Origin of the sequence: Micromonospora olivasterospora, assembly GCF_007830265.1 — a bacterium.
Taxonomy (GTDB): domain Bacteria; phylum Actinomycetota; class Actinomycetes; order Mycobacteriales; family Micromonosporaceae; genus Micromonospora; species Micromonospora olivasterospora.
Map to the genome: position 1 here is coordinate 1,839,907 of NZ_VLKE01000001.1, position 16,124 is coordinate 1,856,030.

General features: G+C 75.4%; 17 protein-coding genes. 5 read left to right on the forward strand and 12 right to left on the reverse strand.

Going from position 1 to position 16,124, the window contains the following annotated elements; genetic code table 11:
- Positions 1-263 precede the first annotated feature (263 nt).
- Both JD77_RS08380 and JD77_RS08385 read left to right on the forward strand, forming a co-directional pair.
- Positions 264-1,559 (forward strand): sensor histidine kinase, encoded by a 1,296-nt coding sequence (locus JD77_RS08380; RefSeq protein WP_145773767.1) that lies wholly within the window; start codon positions 264-266, stop codon positions 1,557-1,559.
- Positions 1,560-1,603: 44 nt separating this feature from the next.
- Positions 1,604-2,260 carry a response regulator gene (locus tag JD77_RS08385; RefSeq protein WP_145777477.1) on the forward strand — a complete coding sequence of 219 codons (657 nt, stop codon included), beginning with the start codon at positions 1,604-1,606 and terminating at the stop codon, positions 2,258-2,260.
- Here JD77_RS08385 and JD77_RS08390 read toward each other — a convergent pair.
- From JD77_RS08390 to JD77_RS35075, 4 genes are all read right to left on the reverse strand, one after another.
- On the reverse strand, positions 2,245-2,916 hold the full coding sequence (locus tag JD77_RS08390) for an HAD family hydrolase (RefSeq protein WP_145773768.1): 672 nt from the start codon (positions 2,914-2,916) through the stop codon (positions 2,245-2,247). The two genes, JD77_RS08385 and JD77_RS08390, sit on opposite strands and share 16 nt — an antisense overlap.
- A gap of 82 nt (positions 2,917-2,998) precedes the next feature.
- A complete protein-coding gene (locus JD77_RS08395) occupies positions 2,999-3,253 on the reverse strand; it encodes a glutaredoxin family protein (protein WP_145773769.1) in 255 nt (84 codons plus the stop codon).
- Positions 3,243-3,914 carry an AMP-binding enzyme gene (locus tag JD77_RS35070; protein ID WP_342799640.1) on the reverse strand — a complete coding sequence of 224 codons (672 nt, stop codon included), beginning with the start codon at positions 3,912-3,914 and terminating at the stop codon, positions 3,243-3,245. Before JD77_RS35070 ends, JD77_RS08395 begins: the two co-directional genes overlap by 11 nt.
- A 14-nt stretch (positions 3,915-3,928) precedes the next feature.
- Positions 3,929-4,630 carry an AMP-binding protein gene (locus JD77_RS35075; protein WP_342799641.1) on the reverse strand — a complete coding sequence of 234 codons (702 nt, stop codon included), beginning with the start codon at positions 4,628-4,630 and terminating at the stop codon, positions 3,929-3,931.
- A gap of 694 nt (positions 4,631-5,324) precedes the next feature.
- On the opposite strand from JD77_RS35075, the gene JD77_RS08405 reads away from it, so the two are divergent.
- The 3 genes from JD77_RS08405 to JD77_RS08415 all read left to right on the forward strand — a co-directional run bounded on the left by JD77_RS08405 (position 5,325) and on the right by JD77_RS08415 (position 8,524).
- On the forward strand, positions 5,325-6,269 hold the full coding sequence (locus JD77_RS08405) for an ECF subfamily RNA polymerase sigma factor, BldN family (protein ID WP_145773770.1): 945 nt from the start codon (positions 5,325-5,327) through the stop codon (positions 6,267-6,269).
- Between the two features lie 388 nt (positions 6,270-6,657).
- Positions 6,658-7,542 carry a DUF5667 domain-containing protein gene (locus JD77_RS08410; protein ID WP_145773771.1) on the forward strand — a complete coding sequence of 295 codons (885 nt, stop codon included), beginning with the start codon at positions 6,658-6,660 and terminating at the stop codon, positions 7,540-7,542.
- Between the two features lie 112 nt (positions 7,543-7,654).
- A complete protein-coding gene (locus JD77_RS08415; RefSeq protein WP_145773772.1) occupies positions 7,655-8,524 on the forward strand; it encodes an HAD family hydrolase in 870 nt (289 codons plus the stop codon).
- A gap of 40 nt (positions 8,525-8,564) precedes the next feature.
- Here the strand turns inward: JD77_RS08415 and JD77_RS08420 are convergent, their stop codons facing one another.
- The 8 genes from JD77_RS08420 to JD77_RS08455 all read right to left on the reverse strand — a co-directional run bounded on the left by JD77_RS08420 (position 8,565) and on the right by JD77_RS08455 (position 16,057).
- Positions 8,565-9,422, reverse strand: a complete 858-nt coding sequence (locus JD77_RS08420; RefSeq protein WP_145777478.1) for a lysophospholipid acyltransferase family protein — start codon at positions 9,420-9,422, stop codon at positions 8,565-8,567.
- A gap of 191 nt (positions 9,423-9,613) precedes the next feature.
- On the reverse strand, positions 9,614-10,687 hold the full coding sequence (locus JD77_RS08425) for an NAD-dependent epimerase/dehydratase family protein (protein WP_145773773.1): 1,074 nt from the start codon (positions 10,685-10,687) through the stop codon (positions 9,614-9,616).
- Positions 10,688-10,802: 115 nt separating this feature from the next.
- Positions 10,803-10,904 carry a 30S ribosomal protein bS22 gene (locus tag JD77_RS08430; protein ID WP_007465623.1) on the reverse strand — a complete coding sequence of 34 codons (102 nt, stop codon included), beginning with the start codon at positions 10,902-10,904 and terminating at the stop codon, positions 10,803-10,805.
- Positions 10,905-11,124: 220 nt separating this feature from the next.
- A complete protein-coding gene (locus JD77_RS08435; RefSeq protein WP_145773774.1) occupies positions 11,125-11,334 on the reverse strand; it encodes a helix-turn-helix domain-containing protein in 210 nt (69 codons plus the stop codon).
- A 222-nt stretch (positions 11,335-11,556) separates the two neighbouring features.
- Positions 11,557-12,741: an ABC transporter permease gene (locus JD77_RS08440; protein ID WP_145773775.1), complete on the reverse strand. Its 1,185-nt coding sequence runs from the start codon at positions 12,739-12,741 to the stop codon at positions 11,557-11,559.
- Positions 12,738-13,667: an ABC transporter ATP-binding protein gene (locus JD77_RS08445; protein ID WP_145773776.1), complete on the reverse strand. Its 930-nt coding sequence runs from the start codon at positions 13,665-13,667 to the stop codon at positions 12,738-12,740. Before JD77_RS08445 ends, JD77_RS08440 begins: the two co-directional genes overlap by 4 nt.
- Positions 13,664-15,106 (reverse strand): efflux RND transporter periplasmic adaptor subunit, encoded by a 1,443-nt coding sequence (locus JD77_RS08450; RefSeq protein ID WP_145773777.1) that lies wholly within the window; start codon positions 15,104-15,106, stop codon positions 13,664-13,666. Before JD77_RS08450 ends, JD77_RS08445 begins: the two co-directional genes overlap by 4 nt.
- Before the next feature lie 30 nt (positions 15,107-15,136).
- Entirely contained in the window at positions 15,137-16,057 is a 921-nt protein-coding gene (locus JD77_RS08455) for a proline dehydrogenase family protein (protein WP_145773778.1), read from the reverse strand.
- Positions 16,058-16,124: the final 67 nt, after the last annotated feature.

Sequence of the window (16,124 nt, forward strand, 5' to 3'; positions counted from 1 at the left end):
ACGCGTCGGAATCACAGAGTAGGCGCTTGTGAAGAGACGCACAAATCGCGATCTTGAAGACCGTCGACCCGTCGCCACCTGCCACTCCGTCCCACAAGATCGTTCGGCGGACCCCTGCGCCGCCGCGCGCCGATTATTGCTCAATCCCGACTTCCTTCACCAATCACACGCCCCGTCGACCCGCGTCCGGTAGGGCTGGCACTACCAGGAATGGGTGGGCGGCGGGATGGGACGCGGGAACCCGGCTGCCTAGCCTCGGACCCATGACCGCCGTCACCGTGGGCGATCCGCCCGCCACCACGCCCAGCGCCTCCCGCCAGCTGCTCCGCGACTCGGGATACGCCCTGCTCGGCTTCCCCCTGGCCCTGGCCAGCTTCGTGGTGCTGCTGGTGGGACTGGCGCTCGGCGTGGGGCTGGTGGTGACGGTGATCGGCCTCCCGGTGCTCGCCGGGACCCTGTTCGTCGCCCGCGGCCTGGCCGACGTCGAACGACTGCGGCTGCCCGCCGTGCTCCGGCAGGACCGGGTACGCCCCGACTACCGCCGCCCCGAAGCGGGCGCCGGCCCCTGGCGGCGGGTCCTCACGCCGATCCGCGACGCGCAGTCCTGGCTCGACCTGGCCCACGGGATCCTCAAGCTCCCCGTGGCCATCGTCACCTTCGTGGTGACCGTCACCTGGTGGGCCGCGGCGGTCGCCGGCACCCTCTACTGGGCGTACGACTGGGCCATCCCGAACCCGCCCGACAACGAGGGGCTGAGCGAACTGCTCGGCCTGGGCGACTCGGCCGGCGCCCGGATCGGCCTGCACTGCGCGATCGGCGTGTTCTTCCTGATCACCCTGCCGCTCGTGGTCCGGGGTTGCGCACTGTTCCAGGCCGCCCTCGCCCGCGCCCTGCTCACCGGGGTGGCCGAGATGCGCAGCCGGATCACCGTGCTGGAGGAGCAGAAGCGGGCGGCGGTCTCCGCCGAGGCGACGGCGCTGCGCCGGCTGGAGCGGGACATCCACGACGGCCCGCAGCAGCGCCTCGTCCGGCTGGCCATGGACCTGAGCCGGGCCCGCCACCAGCTCGCCACCGACCCGGAGGCCGCCGGCCGGACGCTGGACGAGGCGGTCACCCAGACCCGGGAGACGCTGGCCGAGCTGCGCGCCCTCTCCCGGGGCATCGCCCCGCCGATCCTGGTCGACCGCGGGTTGCCCAGCGCCCTGGCCGCCCTCGCCGGGCGCGGGCTGATCCCGGTGGAGCTGCGGGTCGACCCCCGGCTGGAGGCCACGGACCGCCGGCTGGACCCGGCGGTGGAGAGCACCGCGTACTTCGTGGTCGCCGAGGCGCTGACGAACGTCGCCAAGCACAGCGGGGCCACGGAGTGCGCGGTCGCCGTGACCCGGCACGAGCGCCGGCTGGAGGTCAGCGTGACCGACGACGGGCACGGCGGCGCGCACCTGGCCAAGGGGCACGGGCTGGCCGGGATCGCCGACCGGGTCCGGGCGGCCGGCGGCCGGCTGGAGGTGCTCAGCCCGGCCGGCGGGCCGACCGAGGTGCGCGCGGACCTCCCGCTGTGACCGGCGGCGCTCCGGACGAGGACGGCGTGGTAGACACACCGACCATGCGGGTGGTGATCGCGGATGACGCCGTGCTGCTCCGGGAGGGGCTGGTCCGGCTGCTGACGGAACGGGGGCACCAGGTGGTGGCCGCCGTCGGCGACGGGGACGCGCTGGTCGAGGCGGTGCTCGCGCACCGGCCGGACGTGTCGGTCGTGGACGTGCGGATGCCGCCCTCGCACACCGACGAGGGGCTGCGCGCGGCGGTGGAGGCCCGCCGGCTCGTCCCCCGTACCCCGGTGCTGGTGCTGTCCCAGTACGTCGAGGTGTCGTACGCCGACGACCTGCTGGCGACCACCGGCGGGGCCGGCGGCGGCGGGATCGGCTACCTGCTCAAGGACCGGGTGGCGGCGATCGACGAGTTCCTGGACGCGTTGGCCCGGGTGGCCGCCGGCGGCACCGTGCTCGACCCGGAGGTGGTGGGCCAGTTGCTCGTCCGGCGGCGGCGTGACGACCCGCTGCGCGAGCTGACCCCGCGCGAGCGGGAGGTGCTGGCCCTGATGGCGGAGGGGCACTCCAACACGGCCATCGCCCGGGTCCTGGTGGTCACCGACGGGGCGGTGGAGAAGCACGTCCGCAACATCTTCACGAAGCTGGACCTGCCGCCGGACACCACCCAGCACCGCCGCGTCCTGGCCGTCCTGGCCTACCTGCGCTCCTGACCGCCGCAGGGGAGGGTGGCGGCCAGGGTGACCGCCTCCGTGAGGGTGTCCGCGACCGGGTGGCCGGAGGCGCGCAGCCGGTCCGGGTCGGTGAAGCCGCCGGTGTAGAGGACGGCCCGGCCGCCGACCGACAGGGCGGCGTCGGCGTCGTCGAGCGAGTCCCCGATCAGCACCACCTCGCGGCCGTCCACCCCCAGCTCGGCGAGGTGGCGCACCAGCGACTCGGCCTTGCGGTCGCCACCGACCGTGGCGCGCAGGCCGTCCACCCGGGTGAACCGGGCCGCCAGGCCGTAGGTGTGCACGGCCGGGACCAGCTCCTCGTGGAACCACATGGACAGCAGCGACTGGCTGCCGGGCCACGCGGCCATCGCCACCGTCGCGTCGTCGGCCAGCGCGCAGGTGGTCAGCCCGTCCCGGTACGCGTCGTGGAAGATCCGGTCCAGCCGGCCGAACTCCTCGGCGTCGACGGCCCGCGCCAGCACCTCGGCGTAGTAGTCGGCGACCGGCCGGCGGAACCGCACCCGGTGCTCGTCCGCGCTCACGCTCGGCCCGCCCACGCTGGCGAACGCGGTGTTGGTGGCGGCCACCACCAGGCTGAGGTCGTTGAGCAGGGTGCCGTTCCAGTCCCACACGAGGTGGGGGCGCGCAGGGGTCATGGGCAGCACCATAAGGCCCCGCCCGCGCGCCGCCGGGCATGGGGCGTACCCCATGCCGCGCGACGCCGCCGCGCGGAGGCGCTCAGAGCTGGGGGGTCGTCAGGTCCCGCAGCAGCCGGTCCTCCTCCACCCGCCAGTAGCCGTGCTCCTTGCCGTCGAGCAGCACCACCGGCAGCCGGTCGCCGTACTCGCGCTCCAGCTCGACGTCGTCGGTCACGTCCCACTCCACCCACCGGTCCCCGGTGACCGCCACCACCCGGTCGAGCGCCGCCTTGGCGTCCTCGCAGAGGTGGCAACCGGGGCGGGTGATCAGGGTGAGCCGGGCGTCAGTGGCCATCGGATACCTCCGTGCTGGTGTCGGCCGGGAACGGCACCGACCTGAGCTGGGTCTTGCGCACCTTCCCGATCGCCGAGTACGGCAGCGTGTCGACGAACTCGACGGCGGTCGGGCACTTGAACCGGGCCAGGTTACGGGCGCAGTGGGCGAGCAGTTCCTCGCCGGTGACCGGACGCCCCGGCGCCGGCACCACGTACGCCCGGACAGTCTCCCCGGTCCGCGGGTGCGGCACACCCAGTACGGCCGACTCGGCCACCCCGGGATGCGCGCCGAGTACCAGCTCGACCTCGTGCGGGTAGACGTTGAAGCCGTTGACCAGGATCAGCTCGCCGAGCCGGTCGACCAGGAACAGGTCCCCGTCCGCGTCCGCGTACGCGACATCGCCCGTGGCCCACCAGCCGTCCGCGTCCGGGTCGCCCCGGCCGTCGGGCCAGTACCCGGCGAACAGGTTCGCCCCGCGCACCACGATCTCGCCGGGGTCGGTGCCGGGCGTGGCGTCGACCGCCAGGTCCAGCTCGTCGGCGTCGTCGTCCGGCTCGGCCACCCCGTCGCGCCACAACTCGGCCCCGTCCGCGTCGACCAGGCGCAGCTCGACGCCGGGCAGCGGGCGGCCGATCGAGCCGGCCTTCGGCGCCCCGCCGACCAGGGTGGAGGTGAGCACCGGGGCGGTCTCGGTCAGGCGTACCCGACGTGCACCGCGCGGCCGGTCGCCTCGGTGAAACGCGCGGCGACGGCGGGCTCCAGCGGGGCCGCGCCGGGTGACGCCACGTCCTCGGCCAGCAGCCCGGTCGCGCCGTGGTGGACGACCGCGCCCAGCCCCGAGTTCAGCCCGTACGCGTGGAACAGCGGCAGGGCCAGCAGCACGGTGTCGTCGGGCCCGACCACCGGCGGGGAGATCCGGTCCACCTGCGCGTGGTTGGCGGCGAGCGCCCGGTGCGACAGCATCGCCCCCTTCGGCCGCCCCTCGGTGCCCGAGGTGTAGAGCAGCGTGGCGAGGTCGTCGCCGCCGTGTCGCGGGAACTCACCGCCGCCGGCGCCCGTGGCCGGCACGCCGTCGCCCGCGTCTGCGGTGGGAGGGGCGGCGTGCACCGCGGCGAGCGCGGGCAACTCCCCGGCGTCGGCGACCAGGTCGCGGACCCGGTCGGTGCAGATCAGCACGGTGGTGCCGGAGTCGGCCAGGACGTGCCGCAGCTCCGGGCCGGTGAAGCCGTGGTTGACCGGCACCGCGACCAGGCCGGCGCGCAGCGCGGCCAGGAAGCTGACCACGAAGTCGGGCGTGTTGGGCAGGGCGATCGCGACCCGGGCCGGGTGCCCCGTGTCGCCGGCCGGCGGGACCGGCGGCGGCCCGGCGTCCGCCGGTGGCGCCTCGCCCGTCACGGAGGGTGTGCGGGCTCCCGGCCCGGCCGTGGCGGCCAGGGCGCGCGCGACCGCGGTGACGGCGGCGTCCAGTCGGGACCAGGTCAGGGTCGTGTCCCGCCAGTGCAGCGCGGGGCGGTCGCCGCCCGGCGCAGCCGGTCGGCGAGGTTCGGGGCGGAGCTGTCAGCTGCGTCCTGCACGGTCGCTGAGTCTGGCACAGCGCCGGGCCGCCGACCATGCCCGAGCGCGCCGCAGCCGGGGACGGACCGGCCGCGCGGCGCGCCGCCACGCGGCTGGACCTTCCCGCCGCGGGCACGCCCTCACTCCCCCGGCAGGCCGGCCGAGGGACCCGGATCAGCGCCCTGACCTGGGCCTGGCCCCTAACCATTCGCCGCGCCGAAAGTCAATCGCACGCGACGGACAACCGGTCCGCCATCGGTGCGACGGAGCGGGAAATACTTCCGCTCTGTGTAACGGACTTGCCACGCGCGGGTGACGTTGGCCCTATCATCACTCGGGTCGGCTCACCCCATTTGCCGTGAGTCGACACCCCTCAGCCCGAGGAGGCCCCCGTGCCTGTGAGCGCATTGGACCAGCACCTCAAGGGGATCTGCCGCACGTCGGCACGTCCCGGACGAGCCCTGCCCGACCACCGTGGACGCGCCCGCACCGCGGCGTCCCGGCGGCCGGCGTCGCACGGGACCGGGGAGGCACGGTGACCAGCTACGGCTACGCTGAGCGACTGAACGGGCTGACGGCGGCCGCCCGGGCCGCCCTCAACGAACGGCTCGCCGCCCGCGGCCCGGCCGACGACGCGTCGAGGCTGGCGGTCCGCGGGGACGGAACGTCCCGGCGGCTGCGCAACCGGCCGCACCACAACGAGGCCCCGCCCCGTCCGGCCGCGCCCGGCGGCAACGGCGGCCGGGTCGCGCTGCCCGCCCGGCCGACCATGCCGGCGCAGGGCCGGCGCAGCGCCGACACGCCGCCGGCCACCGATCCGTCCACGACGGAGACGGCGGTGCTGCCGGCGGTGCCGGCCGCCGCGGCGACGGGCGGCGGGCAGACCGGCTACCCCAGCCGCCCCGACCCCTCCGACCCGGCGACCGAGGTCTGGGCCCTCGTCGAGCGCGCCCAGGCCGGCGAGGCCGAGGCGTTCGGCCTGATCTACGACCGGTACGTCGACACCGTCTTCCGGTTCGTCTACTTCCGGGTCGGCAACCGCCAGCTGGCCGAGGACCTCACGTCGGACACCTTCCTGCGCGCCCTCAAGCGGATCGGCAGTTTCACCTGGCAGGGCCGGGACCTCGGCGCCTGGCTGGTCACGATCGCCCGGAACCTGGTCGCCGACCACTTCAAGTCCGGCCGCTACCGACTGGAGGTGACCACCGGCGACGTGTTGGACGCCGACCGCGAGGACCGCGGGCCGGAGGGCAGCCCGGAGGCCGCGGTGGTCGAGCACATCACCAACGTCGCCCTGCTCACCGCCGTCAAGCAGCTCAACCCGGAGCAGCAGGAGTGCATCGTGCTGCGGTTCCTCCAGGGCTTCTCGGTGGCCGAGACCGCCCGGACGATGGGCAAGAACGAGGGCGCGATCAAGGCGTTGCAGTACCGCGCGGTTCGGGCGCTGGCCCGGCTGTTGCCCGACGGCTTCCAACCCTGACCCGCGGCCGGCCGGCCTCGCGCCGGCCGGCCGCGGTCACCGTCCATCCGGTGCGGTCCAGCCCGGCCCGGCCCGCCGCGACGATCGCCCGACCCTGCGCCGCCCTCGGAGAGTCCGCTGCGGACCGTGCGCCCGCCAGGCCAGCCACGCTCAGCAAGCCGTGACGGCGATCACTCTTCGTGATTTCGGCTCCGCCGGCCCCGTAACCCGTGCCCGGCGCGGAGCGTTGCTCCGGGTGCGACCGGTGGTTGCCCCGGCATCTCCCGGGCCCCACGGTCCGGACAGCGCGCCCGGCCACGGCCCCTTGCCCGCGTCGGCGCACGCTCGCACCGGTCGCTGGTGACGACAGCGGCCGACCGGCCGTGACCAGCGAGAGGAGGTGCCTGCGGTGGACAGCGACCTCTTCTCCCGCCGGCGCGCCGAGCGCTTCGCGCAGCTTCTCGACGAAGCCAACGGCGGCCGGCGTCACCACGTCCGGTCCCGGGCCGACGACCAGCTCGCCGCGCTCGTCGCGGTCGCCCGGCAGGTCAGCGCCGATCCCCCGACCGTGGAGGTGGACCCGGGCTTCCGCACCGGGCTGCGCGCGATGCTCCTCGCCACGGCCGAACGGGAGGGCATCGGCGCCCCGGCGGCGGGCCAGCCCGAGCCGGCCGGCCAGCGCAGCGCCGTCGGCGCCGGCCAGCGGGGCTTCCTCCCGGCGGTGACCGCCCGCCGGGCTCGGGCCCGGGGCGCCATCCTGATCGGGGTGGCCGCCGGGGCCATCGCCGTCTCCGGCATCTCCGCCGCCAGCGAGAACGCCGTGCCGGGCGACGCCCTGTACGGGATGAAGCGGTCGACGGAACGAGCCCAGCTCGCGCTGGCCAGCTCGGATCTCAGCCGGGGGCAGCTCTTCCTCGACTTCGCCCGTACCCGGCTCGGCGAGGCCGACGTGCTGCGCGGGGACCGGCTCGGCTTCGCGGCCGTCCTGGACGACATGGACTCCGACACCCGCCAGGGCGTACGCCTGCTGACCACGACGGCCGTGCAGCGTGCCGATCCCGCCGGCCTGGACGCGGTGGACACGTTCCTCGCCGGACAGCGCCGGGCGGTCGGCGGCCTGATCGACGGCGCCGGTCGGGCGGAGCGCGAGCGGGTCCGAGGCTCGCTGGCCCTGCTCGAGGCGATCCGCGAGCGCTCGGACGCCCTGCGGGCCGCCATCGGCTGCGGGCTGCCCGCCCCGGCGGCCAGCGACGCGCTCGGACCGACCCCCGGCACCTGCCCCGGCGATCGCTGAGCGGCCCTCCTCCTTCTCGGTCACACTTCCCCGTCGGCCCGCCCCGGGCGCGGCCAGGTCCGGCTACCCTCGCGGGAGGCACGACTCGGGGTCGTCGAGCGAGGGAGGTCGCGTGGCCCGCACCCGAAAGGTCACGGTCAGCGTCGACGCCCACGGTCACACCGCCGGCTGGGCGGAGGCCGACGCGACCCCGGCCGCTCCCGACCCGGACGCCGCGGCCTTCTTCGACGTGGACAACACGATGATGCAGGGCGCGTCGATCTACTGGTTCGCCCGGGGGCTCGCCGCCCGCAACTACTTCACCACGGGCGACCTGGCTCGCTTCGCCTGGCAGCAGCTGCGCTTCCGGGTCCTCGCCACCGAGCACGCCGGGGACATGTCGCAGGCCAAGGAGGCCGCCCTCGCGTTCATCGAGGGCTGGCGGGTCGACGACGTGGAACGACTCGCCGAGGAGATCTTCGACGAGCTGATGGCCCCACGAATCTGGGCCGGCACCCGCCGGCTGGCGCAGCGCCACCTGAACGCCGGGGAGCGGGTCTGGTTGGTCAGCGCCGCCCCCGTGGAGATCGGCCGGGTGATCGCGTCCCGGCTCGGGTTGACCGGGGCGATCGGCACGGTGGCCGAGGTGGTCGACGGGGCGTACACGGGGCGGCTGGTCGGCGACCTGATGCACGGGCCGGCCAAGGCAGAGGCGGTCACCCAGCTCGCCGCCGTCGAGGGGCTGGACCTGTCCCGCTGCGTCGCCTACAGCGACTCCGCGAACGACCTGCCGATGCTTTCCACGGTCGGGCGGGCGGTCGCGGTCAACCCGGACGCCGCCCTGCTGCGGCAGGCGCGGCAGCGGGGTTGGGAGGTGCGGGACTTCCGCACGGGCCGGCGGGCCGTCAGGATCGCCGTGCCGTCGACGGCCGCGGCCGGGCTGGTCGCCGGCGCGGTCACCGCCGGGCTCGCGCTGCAACGCCGCCGAGCGCTGAGCCGGTAGCCGGGGCCTGCGGCGCCGGGGATCGGTGGCGCCCCAGCGGTCAGGGGCCGAACGGGTCCGGGCGGCGTTCGAGCAGGCTGTGCAGGGTCTGCTGGATGGTCTCCCGCACCTGGTCGGCCAGGTTGAACACGACCAGCGGGTCGTCGGCCGAGTCGGTCAGGTGCGCGGTCGGGATCGGCGGGCAGAACTCGATCAGCCACTTGCTCGGCAGCGGCACCAGGCCCAGCGGCCCCAGCCACGGGAACGTCGGCGTCACGGGGAAATACGGAAGTTTGAGCAGCCGCGCCAGCGGCTTGATGTCGGCGAGCATCGGATAGATCTCCTCGCCGCCGACGATGGCGACCGGCACGATCGGGGTGCCGGTGCGCAGCGCGGCCGAGACGAAGCCGCCCCGGCCGAAGCGTTGCAGCTTGTAGCGGTCGGCGTAGAGCTTGCCGACGCCCTTGAACCCCTCGGGGAAGACGCCGACCAGTTCGCCGGAGCGCAGCAGCCGCTCCGCGTCCGGGTTGCAGGCGACCGTGGCGCCGGTCTTGCGGGCGATCTCGGACATCACCGGCATCCGGAACACCAGGTCGGCGCCGAGCAGCCGCAGGTAGCGGCGGGCCGGGTGCTGGTCGTGCAGGGCGGCGGAGAGGATCAGCGCGTCCAGCGCCACCGTGCCCGAGTGGTTGCCGACCACCAGCCCGGCGCCGTCCGCCGGGACGTGTTCCAGGCCGGTGACCTCGGTGCGGAACCAGTCCCGGTAGAGCAGCCGCAGCAGCGGGTGGAACACGCTGTCGGTCAATTCCGGGTCGAAGCCGAACTCGTCCACCTCGTAGTCGCCGCTCAGCCGGCGGCGCAGGAACGCCAGCCCGGACGCCACCCGGCGGTCCCACACGTCGCCGGGCCGGTCCGGCACGGCCGGCTCGCGCGGGCCGGGCTCCGCCGGCCGCTCCGGCGCCGGGCTCGGCTCGGGAGCGTCGCCCGCGGCCTGCGGGGCGGGGTGATGGCCGTTGCGCCGCGCCGGCTCCGCGTCCGGCCCGGCCACGGTCAGCGGTACGTCGTACCGGCCGCCGGCCCCGGCGCGCCCGCGCTCCTCGTCCGACCCGCTCACCGCTGCTCCCGCACGGCCGCACGCACCTGGCGGATGCCGTCGAGGACAGCCTGCTCGGCGGCGGCCAACCGGCTCCGGGTCAGCACGGCACGGCCGGAGTGGGCGTGGATGAACTCGTCGAAGGCGGCGACGGTGGAGCGGGGTGTGAAGCCGAACTCCCGCTCCAGCGCGCCGATGTCGACCACCCGCCCGTGCACGAACAGGTCGACCTGGTCCAGGCCGTAGCGGCCGAAGCCGAGGCTGCGGGCCAGCGCGACGGCCCCGGACAGGCCCGGTTCGAGCACCGGTACGCCCACCCGGCCGGCCCGCCGGATCGCCTGGGACAGCGAGAGCACCCCCGGGCCGGCGACGTTGTACGTCCCCGGATGCTCCTCCGCGACGGACCGGTGCAGCACCTCCAACGCGTCGTCGAAGTGGACGAACTGCAAGCGGGGGTCGCGCCCGAGGACCGTCGGCACGACGGGTTGGGCGAAGTAGCGGGTCAGCGTGGTGTCGGCGGTGGAGCCGATGAACGGGGCGAACCGCAGCACGGTGGCCGTGACGTCGGGGCGACGGCGGCGGAAGCCGCGGACGTACCCCTCGATGTCGAGAATGTCACGGCCGAAGCCGCCGCGCGGCACCTCGCGCGGCTCGGTCTCCTCGGTGAAGACCGCCGGGTCGCGGAACGACGCGCCGTACGCGGCGGTCGACGAGCGGACGACGAGCTTGCGCAGCCGGGGCGCCCGCTGGCAGGCGGCGAGCAACTGCATGGTGCCGATGACGTTCTGCTCCTTCATCGCCGCGCGCCCGCCCTGCTGCGGGTCGGGGGCGGTGACGAGGGCGAGGTGGACCACGGCGTCGACGTCGAGGTCGGCGAGGAGGCCGCCGAGCGAGCCGAGGTCGATCCGGATCCGCTCGACCCGGTCGAGCAGGCCGGCGAGCTCGGGGTTGGGGGCCGCCGGGTCGACGCCGATCACCCGCTCGATCCGCGCGTCGGCGGCGAGCCGGGCGGCGACGTGCGCCCCGAGGTAGCGACCGACCCCGGTGACGACGACCACCCCCGGGGCACCTGGGGTGCCACCGGGGGTCATGTCGCGCACCTACCTCGACAGGCGGGATCGAGCCGGGACGACCACGGCCTGATCACCTGAGCCTCCGAGGGTCGACAGTGGCAGGTGGCGGGGTGCCGGGCGGACCCGGCCCCGGTCACTTGCCGAGACGGCGACGCTGGACGCGGGTCTTGCGCAGCAGCTTGCGGTGCTTCTTCTTAGCCATGCGCTTGCGGCGCTTCTTGACCACCGAGCCCATACGACAGCCTTTCGATGCAACGTGCGGGGCGGACCGGGTGACACCACGCCGTGGCGTCGACGACCGCTTGCGGACAACGGACCGGACCAGCTGGCGGGCGGCGGGCGCACCGGTGTGCGGTCACGGTCGGAGTACCAGGGTAGCGGCAGAGCGTCGGCGCGACCAACGCGCCCCCGCCGATGCCCGTTACGTCGCACTCGGCGGGTTCGTCGGCCCGGGGTCAGGCGGTCTCCTGAAAGGCGCCGCGCAGATACTCGTGGACCGCGTGCTCGGGCACCCGGAACGACCGGCCGACCCGCACGGCGGTCAGCTCGCCGCTGTGCACCAGGCGGTAGACCGTCATCTTCGACACCCGCATGACCGCCGCCACCTCGGCGACGGTCAGGAACTTGACCTCCGACAGCCGACCGTCGGACTGCGACCCGGCCATGGCTCACCGACCCCATCCCATGCCCGGCGCGTGCCCCCGGACAGGGACTCCCGCCCCGACGGGCTACGCGCGTGTTACCAGTACGGTAGCGGGACGGTTGTGACCGGCGCGATCCCTTCGTGCAACTGATCATGCTTCGATGGGTGATTCCACGCTCGTGACCTGGGAACATCCGCCCGGTTGCGCCGGGTGTCTTAATTACCCGGCGTGGCCAGGCCCCGTTCACTCGGCGCGCAGCGCCACCACCGGGTCCAGCCGGCCGGCCCGCTGGGCGGGCACCACCCCGAACACGATGCCGACCGTCGCCGAAACGCCGAACGCGAGCGCCAGCGACCACCAGGTGACCGCCGCCGGGACCGGGGACAGGGCCGCCACCAGCAGCGCCGCGCCCACGCCCAGCGCCATGCCGGTCACCCCGCCGACCGTGGTCAGCAGCACCGCCTCCAGCAGGAACTGCACGCCGATGTCGCGCGGCCGGGCGCCGACCGCCTTGCGCAGGCCGATCTCCCGGGTCCGTTCCCGGACCGAGACGAGCATGATGTTGGAGACGCCGACCCCGCCGACCAGCAGCGAGATCCCGGCGATGGCGGCCAGCACGCCGGTGAGCACCCCGAGGATGTCGCCGAGCACCCCGAGGATCTGCTGCTGGGTGACGGCGCTGAACTCGGCGTCCGGGTGTCGCCGGGTCAACTCGGCGACGATCCGGTCGCCCAGCTCGCCGATCCGTTCCCGGTCCGGGGCCTTGACGGCGATGCCGTCGATCCGCTGCGTGCCGTAGAGCCGGTGCGCGGCCGTGACCGGGATGTGCACCTCGTCGTCCCGGTCGACGCCGAGGCTCTGGCCCAGGGAGGCGAACACGCCGATCACCCGGAACCGCACCCCGGCGATGGCCACCTGCTGGCCGATCGGGTCCCGGTCGGGAAACAGGGCGGCCGCCACGGCGGCGCCGAGCACCGCGACCCGGCGGCTGGTGGCCACGTCGGAGGCGGTGAGGTAGGCGCCCCGGCCGACCGGGCGGGTGAACACCCGCGGGGTGGTCTCCAGCACCCCCTGGACGGTGGTGAAGTCGGCGCGGTTGCCGGCCCGGACCGTCTCGCCGGAGGCGACGGTGACGGCCACCCGGCCCGGGTCGCCGACCACCCGCCCCACCGCGTCCACGTCCGCGAGCGACAGCCGGGACACCGCCGGGGCGGCCCCGAAGTCGAGCCGCCCGGGTACCACCACCAGCAGGTTGGAGCCAAGGCCCTCGACCTGCTGCTCGACCTCCCGCTTCGCGCCCGTGCCGACGGCCACCAGCACGACCACCGAGGCCACCCCGATGATCACCCCGAGCATGGTGAGGGCGCTGCGCATCCGGTTGGCACGCAGCGCGTCCCACGCCACCCGCCACGCCTCGGCCACCCTCACGACGCCACCCCGGCGGGGTCGCCGCCCTCGCCCGGGGCGGACGGCGCGTCGGCGGGGTCGCGGTGGCGCGGAAGGCGCCCGGTGGCTCCGGCGGCGCCACCGGAGCCACCGGGCGGGCGCCCCGGGCCGCTTCCGGACGCGGACCGGGGCTCCGCGCTGGGAGCGGGCACCAGTGTGTCAGGTCCCCCGTCCGCGCCCGACGGCGGTCGATCATGAATTGTGTCGTCCGAGACCACGACCCCGTCCCGCACGGCGATCCGGCGGCGGGCCCGGGCGGCCACCTCCTGGTCGTGGGTCACCATCACCAGCGCCACCCCGGCCTCGGCGTTCAGCTCCTCCAGCAGGGCCAGCACCGCCTCGCCGGTGGCGCTGTCCAGGTTGCCCGTGGGCTCGTCGGCCAGCAGCACCGCCGGGTCGGTGACCAGCGCGCGGGCAATCGCCACCCGCTGCTGCTCGCCGCCCGAGAGCTGGTTGGGCCGGTGCTCCAGCCGGTGGCCCAGGCCCACCCGGCCCAGCACGGCCGCCGCCCGCTGGCGCCGCTGCCGGGCGCCGACGCCCCGGTAGACCAGCGGCAGCGCCACGTTGTCCACCGCCGAGGTGCGCGGCAGCAGGTGGAACGCCTGGAAGACGAAGCCGATGGTCCGGTTGCGCAGCGCCGCCAGCTCGGGGGCGGAGAGCGCGCCGACGTCCCGGCCGCCGATCACCAGCCGGCCGCCGGTCGGCCGGTCCAGCCCGCCGAGCAGGTGCATCAGGGTGGACTTGCCGGAGCCGGACGGCCCTACCACGGCCACGTACTCGCCGGGCGCGATGGTGAGCGACACGCCGCGCAGGGCCGGCACGGAGACGCCGTCCAGCTCGTACGTACGCGAGACGTCGACCGCCTCGATCGCCGGACGGGTCCCGTCGGGTTCCGCGACCCCGCTCACCGCACCTCCTGGCCGGCGCGGACCTGGTCGGTGCCGCGCACCACCACCCGCTCGCCGGCCGCCACCCCGTCGACGATCTGCACCAGATCCTGCCCCTGGACGCCCACCGTCACCGCCGCCCGCGCGGCGTGGCCGTCCCGGACCACCCAGACCGCGTCCCGGCCGTCGGCGGAGAACACCGCCGAGGCGGGGACGGTCACCGCGTCGGCCGCCTCCCGGACCCGCAGGTGAACGACGGCGTTCATGCCGGGCCGGGGCGTGGGGGCGGCTCCTTCTCCGGGCTCGGTCCTGGTTTCGGTCCCGGCTTCGGCCCCGGTCCCGCCGAACCGGCCGGCGCCGAGGGCCAGCCGCACCCGGTACGAGACGCCACCGCGCGCCGAGGTCGTCGGCAGCACGTCCACCGAGCGGACCGTCGCGTCGTACGTCGCGCCGGTCACCGCGTCCAACTCGACCGTGGCGACGAGGCCGGGGCGGACCAGAAGAATGTCGGTCTCGTCCACCTCGGCGAGCAGGCCCAGCGCGCCGGTGTCCACGATGGTCAGCACCGGCGTACCGGCGGTCACCCGGCCGCCGGCGGACACGGCGTCGTCCACGCCCGGCGGCGGGCCGCCCTGGGCGGGGGCGAGCACGGACGGGTCGATCCCGGCCGCCGCGCCGCCGGACTGGCCGAGCAGCCCCGCCAGGGCCTCGGGCGGGAGGCCGGAGGAGGCCCGGGTGCCGCCGGGCTGCACCACCCCGGCGATCGGGGCGCGCAGCGTCAACGCGTCGACGGCCGCCTTCGCCAGGTCGTACGCCTGCTGGGCCTGGACCCGCTGCGCGGCGGACAACGCGCCGACCGCGGAGTTCAGCCCGCCGATCCCCCGCCGCACCGCCCGGACGGCCTCGTCGGCGGCGCGCGCGGCGGCGGCGTACTGCTTCCGGGCGCTGCGGACCTGGGCCAGCAACGCGTCGCGCACCCTCGGGTCGCTGATCTTCTCGGCGGCGGCCTGCGCCCCGTCGAACGCCTCGGCGGCGGCCCGGTCGGTGCCCCGCCGGCTGCCGCCCAGGTCGCCGACGGAGATCCCGCCCCCGGCCCGCCTCGCGGCGGCCAGCGCCTCCCGGGCCTGGCGGAGCCGGTCCCGCGCGGACGGCGAGTCGACGACGGCGAGCACCTGGCCGCGCCTCACCCGCTGCCCGGGCTGGACGCGCAGGCTGGCCAGGGTGCCGTCGGCGGGGGCGGTGAGCGTGGCGGCGGCCCGGGCGGTGACGGTCGCCGGGGCGTCGATCACCTCGGCGACCGTGGACCGCTGCGCGGTCGCCGCGGCGACCGGGGGCTCCTCGTCGCCGCAGGAGGCGGCGGTGGTGGCGGTGAGGACGGTGACGGCGATCAGGGCGGTGAGCAGGCGGGGCCGCGTGGCTGCGCGCAGCCGCGGCTGGTCGGTGCGGCGCACCGCATCGATGCTATGAGGGCGCCGCCACCGGCACCAGGGCTACTTCTTCGACATCAGCGCCCGGCCGAAGAAGGCCAGGTTGGCGGGGCGCTCGGCGAGGCGGCGCATCAGGTAGCCGTACCAGTCGGTGCCGTACGGCAGGTAGACCCGCACGGTGTAGCCCTCGCCGACCAGCCGGGTCTGCTCCTCCGGCCGGAGGCCGTACAGCATCTGGAACTCGAACCGGTCCGGCCCCCGGTCGAACCAGCGGGCCCGGTCCTCGCCGATGGCGATCAGGCGCGGGTCGTGGGTGGCCAGCATCGGGTACCCGTCGCCGGACATCAGGATGTTCATGCACCGGACGTACGACTTGTCCACCTCGCGGGCGGACTGGTACGCCACGGACTCCGGCTCCCGGTACGCGCCCTTGCACAGCCGCACCCGCGACCCGGCGGTGGCCAACTCGCGGCAGTCGGACTCGGTCCGGCGCAGGTACGCCTGGAGCACCGCCCCGGTCGCCGGGTGGTCCTTGCGCAGCTTGGCCAGGATGTCCAGCGTCGAGTCGGTGGTGGTGTGGTCCTCCATGTCCAGGGTGACCGTGGTGCCCGCCTCGCCCGCCGCCGTGCAGATCGCCCGCACGTTGTCGTACGCGAGCTGCTCGTCGAACAGCTGGCCGAGCGCGGAGAGCTTCACGCTGATCTCGGCGGCCGGGGTGAGCCCCGCGGCGGAGAGCAGCCGCAGCAGGTTCAGGTACTCGTCCCGGGTGGCGGTGGCCTGCTCGGGGGTGACGGTGTCCTCGCCGAGGTTGTCGAGGGCGACCGCGAGACCGTCGTCGACGAGCTCGCGGGTCGCGCGCAACGCGTCGTCGGTGCCGGCTCCGGCGACGAACCGGCGGACGACGTCCCGGGTGAAGGGGGCCGTCGCGATGAGCCGCTCGACCTGGGATGACCGGGAGGCGGCGAGGATGACGGAACGGAGCATGAGCCGAGCGTAACGCCCGGACGCGTCCCCGCGCCGGGGGGCGGCGGCGCTCACGAGCCCGGGGCGG